The 16,506-nt window shown below is 65.1% G+C and carries 18 protein-coding genes; 4 read left to right on the forward strand and 14 right to left on the reverse strand.

The window, feature by feature from the left end; genetic code table 11:
- Positions 1 to 73: 73 nt before the first annotated feature.
- Positions 74 to 436 carry a DUF5064 family protein gene (locus tag ACVRRC_RS04585; RefSeq protein ID WP_255222867.1) on the forward strand — a complete coding sequence of 121 codons (363 nt, stop codon included), beginning with the start codon at positions 74 to 76 and terminating at the stop codon, positions 434 to 436.
- Positions 437 to 442: 6 nt separating this feature from the next.
- Here ACVRRC_RS04585 and ACVRRC_RS04590 read toward each other — a convergent pair whose 3' ends face one another.
- The 10 genes from ACVRRC_RS04590 to ACVRRC_RS04635 all read right to left on the reverse strand — a co-directional run bounded on the left by ACVRRC_RS04590 (position 443) and on the right by ACVRRC_RS04635 (position 9,227).
- Positions 443 to 766 carry a DUF3392 domain-containing protein gene (locus tag ACVRRC_RS04590; protein WP_011914980.1) on the reverse strand — a complete coding sequence of 108 codons (324 nt, stop codon included), beginning with the start codon at positions 764 to 766 and terminating at the stop codon, positions 443 to 445.
- Between the two features lie 9 nt (positions 767 to 775).
- On the reverse strand, positions 776 to 1,954 hold the full coding sequence (gene hemW, locus ACVRRC_RS04595; RefSeq protein ID WP_080965172.1) for a radical SAM family heme chaperone HemW: 1,179 nt from the start codon (positions 1,952 to 1,954) through the stop codon (positions 776 to 778).
- The gene (gene rdgB, locus ACVRRC_RS04600) at positions 1,951 to 2,544 is read right to left on the reverse strand and encodes an RdgB/HAM1 family non-canonical purine NTP pyrophosphatase (protein WP_011914978.1); all 594 of its coding nucleotides are present in this window, start codon (positions 2,542 to 2,544) and stop codon (positions 1,951 to 1,953) included. Before rdgB ends, hemW begins: the two co-directional genes overlap by 4 nt.
- Positions 2,541 to 2,963 (reverse strand): DUF4426 domain-containing protein, encoded by a 423-nt coding sequence (locus ACVRRC_RS04605; RefSeq protein WP_013984330.1) that lies wholly within the window; start codon positions 2,961 to 2,963, stop codon positions 2,541 to 2,543. Before ACVRRC_RS04605 ends, rdgB begins: the two co-directional genes overlap by 4 nt.
- Positions 2,964 to 2,987: 24 nt before the next feature.
- The gene (gene metW / locus ACVRRC_RS04610) at positions 2,988 to 3,587 is read right to left on the reverse strand and encodes a methionine biosynthesis protein MetW (RefSeq protein ID WP_011914976.1); all 600 of its coding nucleotides are present in this window, start codon (positions 3,585 to 3,587) and stop codon (positions 2,988 to 2,990) included.
- A gap of 9 nt (positions 3,588 to 3,596) precedes the next feature.
- The gene (gene metX, locus ACVRRC_RS04615; RefSeq protein WP_013984329.1) at positions 3,597 to 4,736 is read right to left on the reverse strand and encodes a homoserine O-succinyltransferase MetX; all 1,140 of its coding nucleotides are present in this window, start codon (positions 4,734 to 4,736) and stop codon (positions 3,597 to 3,599) included.
- A gap of 129 nt (positions 4,737 to 4,865) precedes the next feature.
- Positions 4,866 to 6,833 (reverse strand): dynamin-like GTPase family protein, encoded by a 1,968-nt coding sequence (locus tag ACVRRC_RS04620; protein ID WP_045159854.1) that lies wholly within the window; start codon positions 6,831 to 6,833, stop codon positions 4,866 to 4,868.
- A gap of 269 nt (positions 6,834 to 7,102) precedes the next feature.
- Complete coding sequence (locus ACVRRC_RS04625; protein ID WP_014598006.1) at positions 7,103 to 7,693, reverse strand: YggT family protein; 591 nt, start codon at positions 7,691 to 7,693, stop codon at positions 7,103 to 7,105.
- Between the two features lie 9 nt (positions 7,694 to 7,702).
- The gene (gene proC, locus ACVRRC_RS04630; protein WP_049340282.1) at positions 7,703 to 8,527 is read right to left on the reverse strand and encodes a pyrroline-5-carboxylate reductase; all 825 of its coding nucleotides are present in this window, start codon (positions 8,525 to 8,527) and stop codon (positions 7,703 to 7,705) included.
- A gap of 10 nt (positions 8,528 to 8,537) precedes the next feature.
- Positions 8,538 to 9,227, reverse strand: a complete 690-nt coding sequence (locus ACVRRC_RS04635; protein ID WP_043942282.1) for a YggS family pyridoxal phosphate-dependent enzyme — start codon at positions 9,225 to 9,227, stop codon at positions 8,538 to 8,540.
- Between the two features lie 66 nt (positions 9,228 to 9,293).
- Here ACVRRC_RS04635 and pilT point away from each other — a divergent pair, with 66 nt between their 5' ends.
- Both pilT and ACVRRC_RS04645 read left to right on the forward strand, forming a co-directional pair.
- Positions 9,294 to 10,328 (forward strand): type IV pilus twitching motility protein PilT, encoded by a 1,035-nt coding sequence (gene pilT / locus ACVRRC_RS04640; RefSeq protein WP_011914970.1) that lies wholly within the window; start codon positions 9,294 to 9,296, stop codon positions 10,326 to 10,328.
- A 59-nt stretch (positions 10,329 to 10,387) separates the two neighbouring features.
- Positions 10,388 to 11,533 (forward strand): PilT/PilU family type 4a pilus ATPase, encoded by a 1,146-nt coding sequence (locus ACVRRC_RS04645; RefSeq protein ID WP_019405534.1) that lies wholly within the window; start codon positions 10,388 to 10,390, stop codon positions 11,531 to 11,533.
- On the opposite strand, the gene ACVRRC_RS04650 is transcribed toward ACVRRC_RS04645, so the two are convergent.
- The gene (locus ACVRRC_RS04650) at positions 11,530 to 12,363 is read right to left on the reverse strand and encodes a TIGR03915 family putative DNA repair protein (protein ID WP_472996672.1); all 834 of its coding nucleotides are present in this window, start codon (positions 12,361 to 12,363) and stop codon (positions 11,530 to 11,532) included. The genes ACVRRC_RS04645 and ACVRRC_RS04650 overlap by 4 nt on opposite strands.
- Entirely contained in the window at positions 12,363 to 13,577 is a 1,215-nt protein-coding gene (locus ACVRRC_RS04655) for a putative DNA modification/repair radical SAM protein (RefSeq protein ID WP_014598001.1), read from the reverse strand. The genes ACVRRC_RS04650 and ACVRRC_RS04655 overlap by 1 nt, the downstream gene beginning before the upstream one ends.
- A 135-nt stretch (positions 13,578 to 13,712) precedes the next feature.
- On the opposite strand from ACVRRC_RS04655, the gene ACVRRC_RS04660 reads away from it, so the two are divergent.
- Positions 13,713 to 14,108: an NINE protein gene (locus ACVRRC_RS04660; RefSeq protein ID WP_048330154.1), complete on the forward strand. Its 396-nt coding sequence runs from the start codon at positions 13,713 to 13,715 to the stop codon at positions 14,106 to 14,108.
- 57 nt (positions 14,109 to 14,165) lie between these two features.
- Here ACVRRC_RS04660 and ACVRRC_RS04665 read toward each other — a convergent pair whose 3' ends face one another.
- Together ACVRRC_RS04665 and ACVRRC_RS04670 are read right to left on the reverse strand one after the other, a co-directional pair.
- Positions 14,166 to 15,440 carry a dihydroorotase gene (locus ACVRRC_RS04665; protein ID WP_125849504.1) on the reverse strand — a complete coding sequence of 425 codons (1,275 nt, stop codon included), beginning with the start codon at positions 15,438 to 15,440 and terminating at the stop codon, positions 14,166 to 14,168.
- On the reverse strand, positions 15,440 to 16,456 hold the full coding sequence (locus ACVRRC_RS04670) for an aspartate carbamoyltransferase catalytic subunit (protein ID WP_011914964.1): 1,017 nt from the start codon (positions 16,454 to 16,456) through the stop codon (positions 15,440 to 15,442). The genes ACVRRC_RS04665 and ACVRRC_RS04670 overlap by 1 nt, the downstream gene beginning before the upstream one ends.
- Positions 16,457 to 16,506 lie beyond the last annotated feature (50 nt).

Here is a 16,506-nt window from a genome sequence, read left to right on the forward strand (position 1 = left end):
CGGTTGCGGTGCGATGAACGCAGCCGGACCGGCACAGCCATTGCGCAGTCAGCTTCGAGCGAGGGGGGAAGCGGTGTTCAGACCCGGACATGTGGAAATCAGCCGGCTGCCGACCGAGGCGCGCCCCGGCTATCACCTGACCCTCGACTATCACGTCGAAGGTGCCGAACCGAGGCCGGAGTGGGCGTGCTTTCACCTGCGCGTCGAGGCACCTCAGGTGCATATCGACGAGCAGTTCCGGATGCATCGGGATGTCGCCTACAACTTCCTGCAGCGCATTCGCCGGTGCCTGCGTGACCATGGCGTGCAGGTCAGGCAGGACATCCTGTTCGGCTTTCACGCGTTGTATGACCCGTTGTATGCGGATCTGCGGCAGCAGTTGCACCTGCAGCCCGGCGAGGCGGTCGATCTCGACCGCTTCCTGCGCGAAGGCTGAGTGGCGTCAGTTGCGGTCGGCGATCACGCCGATGAGGAAGAAGATCAGCAGCAGCACCGGCGCCAGGCTGTAGTTGTTCAGGTGCGCCAGGCCCTGGGTCATCCAAGGTGTGAGAAAGACGATGGCCAGGCCGTAGCCCACCGCGCAGACGAGCACGAAGATCAGCGTACGCAGGAAGAAGTTGAGGCTGCTCACCGTGTTCTTGACCCAGGCGTTCAACGCCGGGCCGAACAGTACGAAGAGCGTTGCCATCAGCGCCAGGGATATATCGGACAGGTGACTGCGGCTCCAGCGCGACAGCGTGACGATCAGGTCGAGTAGCAAATCCATGCAGGGTCCTTAAGGCAGGAAGCTCTGTAGCAGGTCGTTGAGAAACAGCTGGCCCTTGGGCGTCGCCACCAGCCGGGCGGGATCGTTGGACAGCAGACCCCGAGCCTCGGCGTCGCGCCGTGGCTTGGCGATCGCATCCAGCGACAGCCCTGTGCGTTGAGTGAACAGCACGGCCGGCACGCCGTCGGTGAGGCGCAGCACATTCATCAGGAATTCGAAGGGCAGCTCGTCCGCGGTCAGCTGTTTCTCGCCTGCGCGGAAGGCCTTGGCCGGATCGAGATAGTCCTTCGGCAGGCGGGTCTTCCAGCTGCGCAGGATGCGGCCGTCGGCATGGCTGAGCTTGGCATGGGCGCCGGCACCGATGCCGAGGAAGTCGCCGAAGGTCCAGTAGTTCAGGTTGTGCCTCGCCTGTCGGCCCGACTGGGCATAGGCGGAGGTCTCGTACTGGCGATAGCCGTGCTCGCCGAGCAGTGCCTGGCCGGCTTCCTGGATGTCCCATAGGATGTCGTCTTCCGGCAGCTGCGGTGGCTGGCTCCAGAACAGGGTGTTCGGTTCCAGGGTCAGCTGGTACCAGGACAGGTGCGTCGGCTGCTGGGCGATGGCGGTGCGCAGATCGCTCAGCGCATCCTCCAGGCTCTGGTCCGGCAGGCCATGCATGAGGTCGAGGTTGAAGTTTTCGAAGCCTGCGGCACGGGCCATGTCCGCTGCACGGATGGCTTCGTCGCCGTCGTGGATGCGCCCGAGCGCCTTGAGCTTGGCGGCCTGGAAACTCTGCACGCCGATGGACAATCGATTGATGCCGAGCTGGCGGTAATCGCGGAACTTGGCCTGCTCGAAGGTCCCGGGGTTGGCTTCCAGAGTGATCTCGATGCCGTCGGCGAACCCGACCAGATGCTCCAGGCCCTCGACGATGGCGGCCAGTGCCCGGGCGGAGAACAGGCTTGGCGTGCCGCCACCGAAGAAGATCGAGCTCAGCCGGCGGCCCTGGACGTGCTCGAGGTCGGCCCGCAGATCCGCCAGCAGCGCGGCCACATAGGCCTCTTCCGGCAGCTCAGGGCCGGCCGTGTGGGAGTTGAAGTCACAGTACGGGCACTTGCGCACGCACCAGGGGATATGGACGTACGCCGCCAGAGGCGGCAGTTCGAAGCGGCCCTGGCCGGTTGCCGGCGCGGGGCTTGCGGCGATCATATCCCCAGCCGCTGCTTGAGCAGGGCCATGGCGCGTGCGCGGTGGCTGAGCTGGTTCTTCTGCGCGGCGGGCAGCTCGGCGCTGGAGCAGTCGCACTCCGGTACCCAGAACAGCGGGTCGTAGCCGAAGCCGTGCTCGCCGCGCGGCGCATGCAGGATGCGCCCATGCCAGAGGCCTTCGCAGATGATCGGCAGCGGATCGTCGGCGTGCCGCACCAGGGCCAGCGCACAGACGAACTGCGCGCCGCGCTCGGCGTCCGGCACGTCGCGCAGCACCTGCAGCAGCTTGGCGTTGTTGGCTGCGTCGCCCTGACCATCGGCGTAGCGCGCCGAGTAGATGCCCGGTGCGCCGCCCAGGGCGTCGACCGCCAGGCCCGAGTCATCGGCCAAGGCCGGCAGGCCGGAGATCCGTGCCGCATTGCGCGCCTTGAGAATGGCGTTCTCGATGAAGGACAGGCCGGTTTCTTCCGGCTCCACGGTGCTGAACTCGGCCACCGAGCGGACGCGCACGGCGTCGCCGAGCATGGCCTGGAGTTCCTTGAGTTTGCCGGCGTTGTGACTGGCCAGCACCAGTTCGGAAAAAGGCATCATCGGTCGGGGAAGAATTCCTGGTTGAACTCGAAACTGAACGGCTGCGCGCCGGTCGGCTGCACGGTGAGGCGGAAGCGCAGGGTTTCCTGGGAGTCGAAGGGGAACTGCGCCAGGTAGTAGATCGCCTCGTCGCCTTCCTTGAGCTGCTTGAAGGTGAGCTGGCGATCCTGGCCGAGCAGGTTCTTCACCTGGCCGCTGACCTGGGCGGCGACCGGCTTGCCATCCTTGACCACCGACACGTTGACCACGCCCTGGGTCTTGCTGCGCACCAGGCCGGCGGCTGCGGCGATGTCCGGCTGCAGGAAGCCGGAATTGAAGGCGATGTAATGGATGTCGTACTCGCCGACGCTGTGCTTGCGCTCGGCCAGTGCCGGCAAGGTGAGCAGTGCGGCCAGCAGGCCGATCAGCATGCGTTTCATGGGTCTACCTCCTGCGTTGGTGGGTCAGCGGGACGGCCCGGTGACACGATAGATGCCGATTTCGCCCAGCAGATTGGGCCAGAGACGGCTCGCCCAGCCGTGCTTGTGGTCGCGGTCCACGGCCAGACGCTCGCGCACCCTGGCACCGCTTTCCTGGCACAGTCGCTCGAAATCCTCGAAGGTACAGAAGTGGATGTTCGGCGTGTTGTACCAAGTGTAGGGGAGGAACTCCGATACCGGCATGCGGCCCTTGCTCGCCAGGTACCAGCGGCAGCGCCAGTGGCCGAAGTTGGGGAAGGTGATGATGCACTCGCGGCCGACTCGCAGCATTTCCTTGAGCAGCTTGTCGGGGTAGTGCACCGCCTGCAGCGCCTGGGTCATCACCACCATGTCGAAGCTGTCGCTGGCGAAGTTGCCAAGGCCGAGGTCGAGGTTCTGTTCGATGACGTTGACGCCCTTGTCGATGCAGGCGGCGATGTTGTCCGGGTCGATCTCCAGGCCGTAGCCGCTGACCTGCTTGTGGTCGCGCAGCCAGGCGAGCAGCTCGCCATTGCCGCAGCCGAGGTCGAGGACTCGGCTGCCGGCCGGGATCCAGTCTTGGATGATGTCCAGATCGGCGCGCATCTTCGTTCCTTATACGGCTATGCGGTTCATGTAACCGCGGAAGGCTTGCAGGTAGCGGGGGTTGGGAATCAGGAAGGCGTCGTGACCCTGCGGCGCGTCGATCTCCAGGTAGCAGACGTTCTTGCGTGCCGCGAGCAGGGCGTCGACGATTTCCCGCGAGCGTTCCGGCGAGAAGCGCCAGTCGGTGGTGAAGGACATCACGCAGAAGTCCGCCTGAGCGACCTCGAAGGTCCGGGCCAGGTCGTCATCGTTGGCCGCGGCCGGGTCGAAGTAATCCAGCGCCTTGGTCATCAGCAGATAGGTGTTGGCGTCGAAGCGCCCGGAGAATTCCTCGCCCTGGTAGCGCAGGTAGCTCTCGACCTGGAACTCGACGCTGTTGAAGTCGTAGTTGAGCTTTTCGCTCTTCAACCCGCGGCCGAACTTGGTGCCCATGGCATCATCGGACAGGTAGGTGATGTGGCCGACCATGCGTGCCAGCATCAGGCCGCGCTTGGGGATGACCCCCATCTCCTGGAAATGCCCGCCGTGAAACTCGGGATCGGAGAGGATCGCCTGGCGTGCCACTTCGTTGAAGGCGATGTTCTGCGCCGACAGCTTGGGCGCCGAGGCAATCGCCAGGCAGTGACGCACCCGCTCGGGATAGCTGATGGTCCACTGCAGGGCCTGCATGCCGCCCAGGCTGCCGCCGACCACTGCGGCCCACTGGTTGATGCCGAGCCGATCGGCCAGGCGTGCCTGGCTGTGCACCCAGTCCTCCACGGTGACGACCGGGAAGTCCGCGCCGTAGGGTTTGCCGGTGGCCGGGTTGGTGCTGCTGGGGCCGGTGGAGCCGTTGCAGCCGCCGAGGTTGTTCAGGCTGACGACAAAGAAACGATCGGTATCGATGGCCTTGCCCGGGCCGATGCAGGAATCCCACCAGCCGGGCTTGCGATCGTCCTCGCTGTGGTAGCCGGCAGCGTGGTGATGGCCGGACAGGGCATGGCAGATCAGCACGGCATTGCTGCGCGCGGCGTTGAGTTCGCCGTAGGTTTCGTAGATCAGCTGGTAATCGGCCAGCGTGCGGCCGCAGGCGAGTGTCAGTGGTTCGGCAAAATGCGCGACCTGCGGACTCACCAGGCCAACGGAATCGGCGGGAATTGCAGTGGGCATCGACCCTGGCTCTTGCTTGGAGAAGGCGGCAAAGTCTAAAGGTAAGCGCGCTGCAATTCATCCTGAAATACAGCGGCGGCGGGCGCGTTGCCATTTCGCCATCCACGATGGCGGCAAATGGCAGCGAAGCTAGCTGATCTGGACGCTGCTCAGGCTGACCACCTTGCTCTGGCGGCGAAGCGGTGCAGGGCGGCGCAGCGCGCGCAGCATCTCCGCGGCCTGCGTCAGTTGCTGTTCCAGTTCGCCGCTGTAGCGGGTCAGCAGCTGGCCGCGCTGGCTGTTCTGCTGGCTTTCCTTGGCCAGGCTCTTCAGGCGCAGCATGTGGGTTTCCAGCTGCTGCTTGTGCTCCAGCGAAAACTGCAGCAGCGGCGTCAGGGCATCGCCGGACCAGCGCTCGGCTTCCTGGCGCAGGCGCTGATGCAGGCCGATGACCTCCTGCACCAGGGTGGCGAAGAAGCGCCGGGTCAGCGTGCGCTGCTCGGTCAGCAGCGTCTTGAGCTGCAGGCGGAACTGGTCGGCCTTGCCCTGCAGGGCACGCAGTTCGCGCTGGTAGGGCTGCAGCTGGAACAGTGGCGGGTCGATGCCGTGCAGCGGGTTCTCTTCGCTATGCCGGCGATAGATCGCCGACACCATCTTGTTGGCCCGTTCGGCTTCCTGTTCGAGGATGCCCAGGTCCTGCTCCACCGAGCGGAAGAAATGCAGGATCGCCAGGTTGATTCCCAGCGTGGTCAGGCTGCCGGTCAGGCTGCGGCGCAGGCGGGTCAGGTGTTCTTCCAGCCGCTCCGCGCGGATCGCCGCGCGCAGCAGCTCGCCTTGGCGCTGCAGCAGGCGCTGGTTGGTCTTCAGGTCGAGCAGACGCTTGTGGTGGCGGTTGTGCTCGTGGCGTGTGCGCGCAGTGAGCTCGAGCAGCATCTGGCCGCTGCCCTGCTGATGACTGGCGAGCAGGTCGCGTTGCTCGATGACCTTTTCCAGGCGCAACCGCAGGGCGTGCTGGCTGTTCTGGATCAGCGCCATTACCTGGAGCACCACCTGATCTTCGAGCAGGCGCTCCTTCTGCGCCAGGATGCGCTGGCTGAGCAGCTGCTCCAGCTCGGCCAGCTGACTGCGTTCAAGCAGCGCCTGGTCGCCACGGATCTTCGCCATCAGCGCCTGTTTGGCCGAAAGCGGCAGGACGTCGGCCGCATCGATGCCCAGCTGTTGCGCGGTGGTCTCGCGGATCTGCTCGATGGCGTTGTGCACGAAGGCCTCGCCGGCGACATCGTCCCAGAGCACGTCGATCTTGTTCAGCACGGCGAACAGGCTGTTCTGGGTGTCTTCGTCGAGCTGGCGGATGTGTTGCTGCCAGATCTGCATGTCGCTGGCGGTGACGCCGGTGTCGGCGGACAGCAGGAAGACGATGGCCTGGGCGTTGGGCAGCATCGACAGGGTCAGTTCAGGTTCGCTGCCCAGCGCGTTCAGACCGGGCGTGTCGAGGATGCGCAGACCCTGCCGCAGCAGCGGATGGTCGAAGTTGACCATGGCGTGACGCCAGGCGGGCACCAGTACATCGGCGCCGCCGCCCACGCTCTCCAGCGTGGCGGGATCGAAGCCGAGGGCGATCGCCTGTTCCACCGGCACGGTCTTGGTTTGCGCCACCTGGGCGAAGGCCTCGGCCATGCTCTGCGGGTCACGTGGGTCCAGCGGCAGGTTCAGCCACAGTCGCGAGGTGCGCTTGAGCTGGGCGATGCTGGTGTCTTCCAGGCGCGACTCGATGGGCAGCAGGCGAATATAGGATCGTTCCGAACGCGGGTCGAAGAGCAGCTCGGTGGGGCACATGGTGGTGCGACCGGCGCGGGACGGCAGGATGCGCTGGCCATAGCTGGAGAAGAACAGGCTGTTGATCAGCTCGGTCTTGCCGCGGGAGTATTCGCCGACGAACGCCAGGGTGATGTGATCGGTGCGCAGCACCCGTAGCGCACGTTCCAGGCGCGCGTCGACGGCCTCGCTGCTCAATCGGTTGTGCGCCAGCCAGCTGCGATAGCGGGTGATCTCACGAATCAGATCGCGCTTCCAGGTGACGTAGGCGTCCACGTGTCGATCGAGTCGTTCCATGCTCATCCAGCTCCCGGTGTGATTCGGCGAATTATCGGACCCGCCGATGCGCGGTCAATTCAGTCCAGGCCTGACGCGACCGAACGGGCCTGCCGGTGGCATGGACGGTCATCGCCGGCTCGGGTCGAGGCGATGTCCTCGTTCACATCCCCGCGGTCATGCCGCGAGGCAGGATGGAAACAGCCGAGAAAATGCAGTCTACGTGCTGCCAGGCGGCAAGCCGAGGCGCTTTTCGCGTCGGCCCGCCGCTTTGACTGCAAAGCATGAACGGCGTCTCAGATGAGCATGCGCAGGATGTTCGGCATGTGGGTCATGGTGGCCAGGTTGTTCACCACCAGCATGTCCAGCAGCTTGATCGCGAGGAAGGCGAAGATCGGCGAGATATCCAGCCCGCCGAGGTTCGGCAGCAGGCGGCGGAAGGGCATCAGCACCGGCTCGCAGATCTGGCTGACCAGCTGAGCGCCCGGGTTGTGGCTGCCCGGCGCGACCCAGGAGAGGATCACGCTGATGATCAGCGCCCAGAAGAAGATGTTGAGGAACAGACCGGTGATGCCGACCAGCGCCCAGACAAGGAGCAGCAGCGGATTGCCGGTGGTGCCGTAGGCGATCAGCAGGATCAGCGCCATCAGCACCATCTGCACGATGATCGCGAGTACCAGCGAGGACAGGTCCAGCGAGCCCATGCTCGGGATGACGCGGCGCATCGGGCGTAGCAGCGGGTGGGTGGCCTTGACGATGAACTGGCTGAGCGGGTTGTAGAAGTCGGCACGTACCAGCTGGAGGATGAAGCGCAGCAGCACGATCAGCAGGTAAAGGCTGCCCAGGGTCTGGATGACGAGGATCAGGGCTTGCGAGAGTTGGGACATGAATGCTCCTTATTGGCCCAGTTGTTCGGCCAGTTCGGCCGAGCGTTGTGCAGCGGCGTTCAATGCCTGCTGCACCAGCTGCTCGAAGCCGCCAGCCTGGAAGGCTTTGATCGCCGCTTCGGTGGTTCCGTTCGGCGAGGTGACGCGGCGTCTCAGTTCGGCCGCCTCGACATCGCTCTCGCAGGCCATGCGGGCTGCGCCCAGCGCGGTCTGCAGGGTCAGCTGGGCGGCGGTTTCGCGAGGCAGGCCGAGCTGCTGGCCGGCAGCGGTCATCGCCTCGATGAGCAGGAAGAAATAGGCCGGACCACTGCCGGAAACGGCAGTCACCGCATCGATCAGGTGCTCCTCGTCGAGCCACAGCGCCATGCCGACGGCTGACAGTAGCTGTTCGGCCTGGGCCTTCTGCTCGGCACTGACCTGGGCGTTGGCGAACAAGCCGCTGACGCCCTGGCGCAGCAGCGCCGGTGTGTTGGGCATGCAGCGCACGATCGCCTGCGGCCGCGGGCCGAGCCAGCGCTGCAGGCTGTCGCAGCTGATGCCGGCGGCGATGGACACGATCAGCGGCCCATGTTCGAGGTGGGCGGCCAGGTCGCGGCAGACGGCCTGCATCACCTGCGGCTTAACCGACAGCACCACCACATCGGCGTCAGCCAGTGCTTCGGCATTCTGCGCGAAGGTCTGGATGCCGTGTTCAGCGCTGATTTTCGCGCGCTGTTCGGCACCCGGGTCGCTGGCGCGGATGGCATCAGCGGCGATGCCCTGGGCACGCAGCCCGCCGATCAGGCTGGCGGCCATGTTGCCGGCGCCGATGAAGGCGATGCGGGGAGAGGTCATAGCGATTCCTTTATTGAGGGCGGCCGTAGTCACGGGCGCCGAAGAGAGCAGTGCCGATGCGAACCCAGGTCGCACCTTCGGCAATGGCAGCTTCCAGATCCTGACTCATGCCCATGGACAGCGTATCCAGATCAAGTGCCAGCTCGTCGCGCAGCTGCCGCAGACGGGCGAAGGCGGCGCGTTGCTCGGCCGGATCCTCGCTGGGGGCCGGGATGCACATCAGACCGCGCAGGCGCAGTCGTGGCAGCGCGGTGATCGCCCGCGCCAGCTGCTGCACCTCCTGCGGTGCACAGCCGGACTTGCTGGCCTCGCCACTGACATTCACCTGCAGGCAGATGTTCAGCGGCGGCAGCGCCGCGGGGCGCTGATCGGAGAGGCGCTGGGCGATCTTCAGGCGGTCCACCGAGTGCACCCAGTCGAAGTGTTCGGCGATGGCCTTGGTCTTGTTCGACTGGATGGGGCCGATGAAATGCCAGGTCAGCGGCAGGTCGTCCAGCTCGGCCTGCTTGTCCAGCGCCTCCTGCAGATAGTTCTCGCCGAAATCGCGCAGGCCGGCGGCGAATGCGTCGCGAATGGCAGCGGCTGGCTGGGTCTTGCTGACGGCCAGCAGGCCCACCGTGGCGGGCTCACGACCCACAGCTTGCGCCGCCTCACGGATGCGTGCTCCGACCTTTGCAATATTCTTCTCTATCGTGGACATTACTTGCGCCCGCCGCCTTGGGGTCTGCGCGGCATTCTACCTGCTCGCTTGTAATTGGGGAGTCCCATGGATATCACTGAACTGCTGGCCTTCAGCGCCAAGCAGGGTGCGTCGGATTTGCACCTTTCCGCCGGCCTGCCGCCGATGATCCGCGTCGATGGTGACGTGCGGCGCATCAATCTGCCGGCCATGGACCACAAGCAGGTGCATGCGCTGATCTACGACATCATGAACGACAAGCAGCGCAAGGATTACGAGGAATTCCTCGAAACCGACTTCTCGTTCGAGGTGCCGGGAGTGGCGCGCTTCCGCGTCAACGCCTTCAACCAGAACCGCGGCGCCGGCGCCGTGTTCCGGACCATTCCCTCCAAGGTGCTGACCATGGAGGACCTCAACATGGGTGAGGTCTTCCGCAAGATCACCGACGTGCCGCGCGGGCTGGTGCTGGTCACCGGGCCGACCGGCTCGGGTAAGTCGACCACCCTGGCGGCGATGCTCGATTACCTGAACAACACCAAATACCACCACATCCTCACCATCGAAGACCCCATCGAATTCGTCCACGAGTCGAAGAAGTGCCTGGTCAACCAGCGTGAGGTGCACCGCGACACCCTGGGCTTCTCCGAGGCGCTGCGCTCGGCCTTGCGTGAAGACCCGGACATCATCCTGGTGGGCGAGATGCGCGACCTGGAAACCATTCGCCTGGCACTGACCGCCGCGGAAACCGGCCACCTCGTGTTCGGCACGCTGCACACCACCTCCGCCGCCAAGACCATCGACCGCGTGGTCGACGTGTTCCCGGCCGAAGAAAAGTCCATGGTCCGCTCGATGCTCTCCGAATCGCTGCAGGCGGTGATCTCGCAGACCCTGCTGAAGAAGATCGGCGGCGGCCGCGTCGCGGCCCACGAGATCATGATCGGCACCCCGGCGATCCGTAACCTGATCCGCGAGGACAAGGTGGCGCAGATGTACTCGGCGATCCAGACCGGCGGTTCGCTCGGCATGCAGACCCTGGACATGTGCCTCAAGGGGCTGCTGGCCAAGGGCCTGATCAGCCGCGACAGCGCGCGGGAAAAGGCCAAGCAGCCCGAGAATTTCTAAACGCCTGACAACCCCGGACGCCGCCCGGTGCGGCGCTTGCCACGATTGCGAGTACGACGATGGAATTCGAGAAACTTCTGCGCCTGATGGTCGAAAAAGGCGGCTCCGATCTGTTCATCACGGCTGGCGTGCCGCCGTCGATGAAGGTCAACGGCAAGATCATGCCGGTGAGCAAGACGCCCATGTCGCCGGAGATGACCCGGGAAACCGTGCACGGCGTGATGAACGAGCAGCAGCGCCGCGAGTTCACCGAGAACCACGAATGCAACTTCGCCATCAGCGCCCGCGGCATCGGCCGCTTCCGTGTCAGCGCGTTCTATCAGCGAAACCTGGCCGGCATGGTGCTGCGTCGCATCGAGACCAACATCCCGACCATCGAAGAGCTCAAGCTGCCGGACGTCCTGAAGAAGCTGTCGATGACCAAACGTGGTCTGGTGCTGTTCGTCGGTGCCACCGGTACCGGCAAGTCGACATCGCTGGCCTCGATGATCGGCTACCGCAACAAGAACTCCAGCGGGCACATCATCTCCATTGAAGACCCGATCGAATTCATCCACCAGCACCAGAATTGCATCGTCACCCAGCGCGAAGTGGGCATCGACACCAGCTCCTTCGAGGTGGCCCTGAAGAACACCCTGCGCCAGGCGCCTGACGTGATCCTCATCGGCGAGATCCGTACCCGCGAAACCATGGATTACGCGGTCGCCTTCGCCGAAACCGGCCACCTGTGCCTGGCCACGCTGCACGCCAACAACGCCAACCAGGCGCTGGACCGCATCATCAACTTCTTCCCGCCGGACCGGCACAACCAGGTCTGGATGGACCTGTCGCTCAACCTCAAGGCCATCGTCGCCCAGCAGCTGGTTCCGACCCCGGACGGCAAGGGTCGTCGTGCGGTGATCGAGGTGCTGATCAATACGCCGCTGGCGGCCGACCTGATCCGCAAGGGCGAGGTGCACGAGCTGAAATCGCTGATGAAGCGCTCCACCGAGCTGGGTATGCAGACCTTCGACCAGGCGCTGTACAACCTCTATGTGCAGGGGGAGATCACCTACGAAGATGCCCTGCTGCATGCTGACTCGGCCAACGACCTGCGACTGCTGATCAAGCTGGGTTCGGAAACCGACGGTGAGCACCTGACCAGCGTATCCCAGGGCCTGAGCCTGGAGGTCAGCGACGAGGACCCGGGCCGGCGCTTCCGTTAAGCGTCCGCGTCCGGTTGCCGGCCGATGCGCTTGCCCTGCCGGGCGGCAACGCGCTCGGCCTGGCCATCACGCTGCGCACCGGCGCGTGCGCGACTCATCAGTTGCGGAATCAGCATGCCTTCGGGCAGGTTCTTCCAGAACCGTACCGGCAGGTTGCTTTGCAGCACGCTGCGGTTCAATCGGGCCGGATTGAAGGTGCTCTCGTAATAGGCCTTCCATAGTTCGCCGCCGGGGTCGGCAGCGCTCTGCGCCAGGCGCTGCCATTGTGGCGGGCAGGGGCGGACGTGATGAAGGGTCTGACCGTTCCAGCAGACACCATCGTCCGGTGTCGCGATCAGCCAGCTGTTCTCGCCCATGCGCTCGGCGAAATGGTGTGCGGCCCATGGCAGCACGTCGTGCGCCGGTTCGAACCAGGCTACATGCCGCGGGCCGTCGCCATCTTCCAGCGGGCTGAAGCGCAGGAAGGCATGCAGATGGTGCGCCTCGCGGCGAACCGCCTTGATTCGGGCATGCAGCTCGCTGCCATCGACATCGCCCGCCATTCTGGCGCTGGCGTCGCCCTGTATGACCCGCCAGAGCACGCGATACAGCAGGCTCCAGCGATGCTCGGTGCGAAAGCGTGCGGCCATCTCCAACTCATCGAGGAGCTGCCGAGGTACGCGGATGCGCGGCCCGTCGGTGGCTGCTGGCGCGGGCATCGGCTCATCGAACAAGCCGACGTCCCCGCCGCTTGCCCAGTTCACCTCATGCGGTGCGATCTGCTCCTGCAGCAGCACCCGCGCCGCGTCTCGCCAGCCCTGGAAGCTTCCGTCGAAGCGCACCGTGCACATCACCAGAGCGCCATCTGCGTAGGCGAACCGTCGCGCAGGTGCTGCCGCAACACCGTCGATTCCTGCCCGGCGAGGCTGGGGCGGTAGTCATGGGTGACGATGAACGGCTTGGCCTTTTCCAGCGAGCAGCGCAGGCGGGTCAGGTCCTCGAAGCGGATGCGCTTGTGCCGTCGCAGGTCCACCAGTCGCTTGGCGCTGAGCACGCCGATACCGGGAACGCGGGCAATCATGGTCGGTTCGGCACGGTTGAGGTCGATCGGGAAATGTTCCCGGTTGGCCAGCGCCCAGGCCAGTTTCGGGTCTACGTCCAGGGCAAGGTTACCGGGGCCGCTGAGCAGTTCGCCGGCCGAGAAACCATAGCCGCGCATGAGAAAATCCGCCTGGTACAGCCGATGCTCGCGCAACAGTGGCGGTGCGGCGAACGGCACGCTTTTCGGACTGTGCGGGATGGGGCTGAACGCGGAGTAGTAGACCCGCCGCAGGCGATAGTCGCCGTAAAGGGACTGCGCGGTATGCAGGATGGTGCGGTCGTCGGTGTCATCGGCGCCAACGATCATCTGCGTGCTCTGCCCGGCAGGAGCGAAACGCGGTGCACGCTTCTCCGCGCTGGCCTCGGCCTCGCCCTGGTGGATGGTGTGCATGGCCTGCTTGATGGTCAGCACCTGTTTTTCCGGGGCCAGGCGAATCAGGCTGCTCTCGGTCGGCAGCTCGATGTTCACGCTGAGCCGGTCGGCATGGCGCCCGGCTTCGGCGATCAGCAGCGGGTCGGCATCGGGAATCGTCTTGAGGTGGATGTAGCCGCGAAATTCATGCTCTTCGCGCAGCAGCCTGGCGACCCGCACCAGCTGCTCCATGGTGTAGTCGGCCGAGCGGATGATGCCGGAACTGAGGAAGAGCCCGCTGATGCAATTGCGGCGATAGAAGTCCAGCGTCAGCTCGACTACCTCCTCCGGCGTGAAGCGCGCGCGGGGTACGTCGCTGGAGCGCCGATTGACGCAGTACTGGCAGTCGTACAGGCAGAAATTGGTGAGCAGGATCTTCAACAGCGCCACGCAGCGACCATCCGGGGTAAAGCTGTGGCAGATGCCCATGCCATCGGTGGCGCCGAGCCCGCTCTTGCCTTTGGACGAGCGCTTCGGCGCGCCACTGCTGGCACACGAAACGTCGTACTTGGCAGCGTCGGCGAGCACGCTGAGTTTGTCGATCAGTTGCATGACGGGAACCATGAGTACTGTTTGCATATACAGTATCACGGCAGGCGACGGCTTCGGTGGCCGTCTGGCGGCGCTGGCTGAGCGAATTATCGGATAAGCTGGTCGTCATTCACTCAACCGCCTATCGAGGTTCGGATGCGGCAGAACACTCACAGCACGCTGATCGGTTATCTCCTGTGGATATTCGGCTTTCTCGGCTCCCACCGCTTCTATTACGGCAAGCCGATCACCGGCACCATCTGGTTCTTCACCCTCGGCCTGTTCTTCATCGGCTGGATCATCGACCTGTTCCTGATCCCCTCGATGGATCGCGAAGCGGACCTGCGCTTCCAGCCGGGGCCTATCGATTACACGGTGGGCTGGATTCTGCTGACCTTTCTCGGCGTCTTCGGCGTGCACCGCATGTATCAGGGCAAGTGGATCACCGGCATCCTCTACCTGTTCACCGGCGGGCTGTTCTTCATCGGCGTGCTCTACGACTTCTGGACACTGAACTCACAGATATCCGAGCGCAATCGCGCGCGGGTCTGAGTTCGGCCGAGAAGCCTTGGGCCGGAGCGGGCGAGCAGCCGCCCCGGCCGTCTGCGCTCAGGCCTGGTAGCTGATGTGGCCGTCGACGAGCGTGTAGCGCACCGAACCCGGCAGGCAATGGCCCATGAACGGACAGTTGCGCCCTTTCGAGTACCAGCTTTCGCCAACCAGGGTCGAGCTGTGCGGGTCGAACAGCACTAGGTCGGCGGGCTGGCCGGCCTGCAGTCTGCCGGCGGACAGTTGCAGCGCGGCGGCCGGGCCGCTGGTGAGGCGCGCCAGCAGGGTCGGCAGGTCGAGCAAGCCGTCGTCTACCAGCGTCATCGCCAGTGGCAGAAGAATCTCCGCGCTGCTGATCCCCGGCTCGGTTTCACCGAACGGCGCCAGCTTGGCGTCGGCTTCGTGCGGTTGATGGTGGCTCGAAATCGCCGAGATCACGCCCGCCTTGACCGCCTCGCGCAAGCCGTCGCGATCGGCCGTGCCGCGCAGTGGCGGCTGCACGTGATAGAGGCTGGAGAAGCCGTGCAGCGCCTCGTCGGTGAGGATCAGCTGATACATGGCCACGTCGGCGGTTACCGGCAAGCCGCGCGCCTGTGCCTGGGCGATCATCTCCACACCGCGGGCGCTGGTCAGCTGAGCGAAGTGCGCGCGCACGCCGGAGCGCTCCACCAGCAGGAGGTTGCGCGCCAGGGCCACAGTTTCCGCGGTATCCGGAATGCCTGACAGGCCCAGGAAGCTGGCGGCGGCACCCTCATGGGCGAGGCCGCCTTCGGCCAGGTCGCTGTCCTGGGAATGAAAGATCACCGTCAGGTCGAAGGTGGCGGCGTATTCCAGGGCGCGGCGCAGGTTGCGGTTGCTGGCGAACTCGGTGAGCCCGTTGCCGAAAGCGACGCAGCCGGCCTCGCGCAAGGCGACCAGCTCGGACAGCTGTTCTCCGGCCAGGTTGCGGGTCAGCGCACCGATCGGGAAGACCTTGGCATGGCCGGATTCGCGGGCGCGGTCGAGGATCAGCTCGGCCACCGCGGCGGTGTCCAGCACCGGGCGCGTCTGCGGTGGGCAGCACAGACTGGTGATGCCGCCGGCTGCCGCAGCCAGGGTTTCACTGGCGATCGTGCCCTTGCGGCTGTAGCCCGGCTCGCGCAGGGCGACCGAGAGATCGACGAGCCCGGGTGCGGCGATCAGGCCTTGCGCATCGATTGTCTGCTGAGCCTCGAAGCCGGCAGGAGCCTGGCCAATGGCCGTGATCCTGCCATCCTGCAGGAAGATATCGGCGACTTCGTCGCGCCCGCTGTTGGGGTCGATAACGCGCGCGCCGAGGATTCTTGTTGCCACCATCACTGCTGCTCCTCGGATACGGATTCGGAATCGATCTGGCGCTGCGCGGTCTGGCCGCTCATCGCCATGGACAGCACGGCCATGCGGATGGCGATGCCGTAGGTGACCTGGTTGAGAATGACCGACTGTGGGCCGTCGGCCACCGCGGACTCGATCTCCACGCCGCGGTTGATCGGGCCCGGGTGCATGACGATGGCGTCCGGCCTGGCCAGCGCCAGGCGCTGGGTGGTCAGGCCGTAGAGCTTGTAGAACTCGCCTTCGCTGGGCAGCAGACCGCCCTGCATGCGTTCGCGCTGCAGGCGCAACATGATCACCACGTCGACGTCGCGCAGGCCTTCGTTCATGTCGGTGAATACGCGCACGCCGTACTGTTCGATGCCCTCCGGCAGCAGCGTTTTCGGCGCAATCACACGGATGTCAGGGCAGCCCAGGGTACGCAGGGCCAGCATGTTCGAGCGCGCCACCCGCGAGTGCAGGATATCGCCGACGATGGCCACCGAAAGATTGTCGAAGCTGCCCTTGTGCCGGCGGATGGTGAGCATGTCGAGCATGCCCTGGGTCGGGTGCGCATGGCGACCGTCGCCACCGTTGATCACTGCCACGTCGGGGCTGACGTGCTCGGCGATGAAATGCGCGGCTCCGGAATCCGCGTGGCGCACCACGAACATGTCCGCCGCCATGGCTTCCAGGTTGCGCAGGGTGTCGGTGAGGGTCTCGCCCTTGCTGGTGGAGGAAGTCGAGACGTTGAGCGTGATGACGTCGGCCGACAAGCGCTTGGCCGCCAGTTCGAAGGTGGTACGGGTGCGGGTGGAGTTCTCGAAGAAGACGTTGCAGACGGTCTTGCCGCGTAGCAGCGGAACCTTCTTCACCGCACGCGCGCCAACCTCGAGGAAGGAGTCGGCGGTGTCCAGAATCTCGGTGAGCAGCTCGCGGGGCAGGCCGTCGAGGGAGAGAAAATGGCGCAGCTGGCCTTGGTCGTTCAGCTGTAGCGGGCGCTTGGCGTCAGTGGGCGTCATCGCAGGATCTCGGTGGGCAGCGGGAGATGGGCGTTAGATGGAGGGTGCCG

It is taken from the genome of Stutzerimonas sp. LR2, from assembly GCF_055755175.1.

Coding starts and splice junctions, on each gene's coding strand:
- ACVRRC_RS04665 (WP_125849504.1), bottom strand. CDS start 15,440: ATGGTGGCAACAAGAATCCTCGGCGCGCGCGTTATCGACCCCAACAGC.
- pilT (WP_011914970.1), top strand. CDS start 9,294: ATGGATATCACTGAACTGCTGGCCTTCAGCGCCAAGCAGGGTGCGTCG.
- ACVRRC_RS04635 (WP_043942282.1), bottom strand. CDS start 9,227: ATGTCCACGATAGAGAAGAATATTGCAAAGGTCGGAGCACGCATCCGT.
- ACVRRC_RS04625 (WP_014598006.1), bottom strand. CDS start 7,693: ATGTCCCAACTCTCGCAAGCCCTGATCCTCGTCATCCAGACCCTGGGC.
- ACVRRC_RS04605 (WP_013984330.1), bottom strand. CDS start 2,963: ATGAAACGCATGCTGATCGGCCTGCTGGCCGCACTGCTCACCTTGCCG.
- proC (WP_049340282.1), bottom strand. CDS start 8,527: ATGACCTCTCCCCGCATCGCCTTCATCGGCGCCGGCAACATGGCCGCC.
- ACVRRC_RS04655 (WP_014598001.1), bottom strand. CDS start 13,577: ATGCAACTGATCGACAAACTCAGCGTGCTCGCCGACGCTGCCAAGTAC.
- ACVRRC_RS04670 (WP_011914964.1), bottom strand. CDS start 16,456: ATGACGCCCACTGACGCCAAGCGCCCGCTACAGCTGAACGACCAAGGC.
- ACVRRC_RS04620 (WP_045159854.1), bottom strand. CDS start 6,833: ATGAGCATGGAACGACTCGATCGACACGTGGACGCCTACGTCACCTGG.
- metW (WP_011914976.1), bottom strand. CDS start 3,587: ATGCGCGCCGATCTGGACATCATCCAAGACTGGATCCCGGCCGGCAGC.
- rdgB (WP_011914978.1), bottom strand. CDS start 2,544: ATGATGCCTTTTTCCGAACTGGTGCTGGCCAGTCACAACGCCGGCAAA.
- ACVRRC_RS04645 (WP_019405534.1), top strand. CDS start 10,388: ATGGAATTCGAGAAACTTCTGCGCCTGATGGTCGAAAAAGGCGGCTCC.
- ACVRRC_RS04660 (WP_048330154.1), top strand. CDS start 13,713: ATGCGGCAGAACACTCACAGCACGCTGATCGGTTATCTCCTGTGGATA.
- ACVRRC_RS04650 (WP_472996672.1), bottom strand. CDS start 12,363: ATGTGCACGGTGCGCTTCGACGGAAGCTTCCAGGGCTGGCGAGACGCG.
- metX (WP_013984329.1), bottom strand. CDS start 4,736: ATGCCCACTGCAATTCCCGCCGATTCCGTTGGCCTGGTGAGTCCGCAG.
- hemW (WP_080965172.1), bottom strand. CDS start 1,954: ATGATCGCCGCAAGCCCCGCGCCGGCAACCGGCCAGGGCCGCTTCGAA.
- ACVRRC_RS04590 (WP_011914980.1), bottom strand. CDS start 766: ATGGATTTGCTACTCGACCTGATCGTCACGCTGTCGCGCTGGAGCCGC.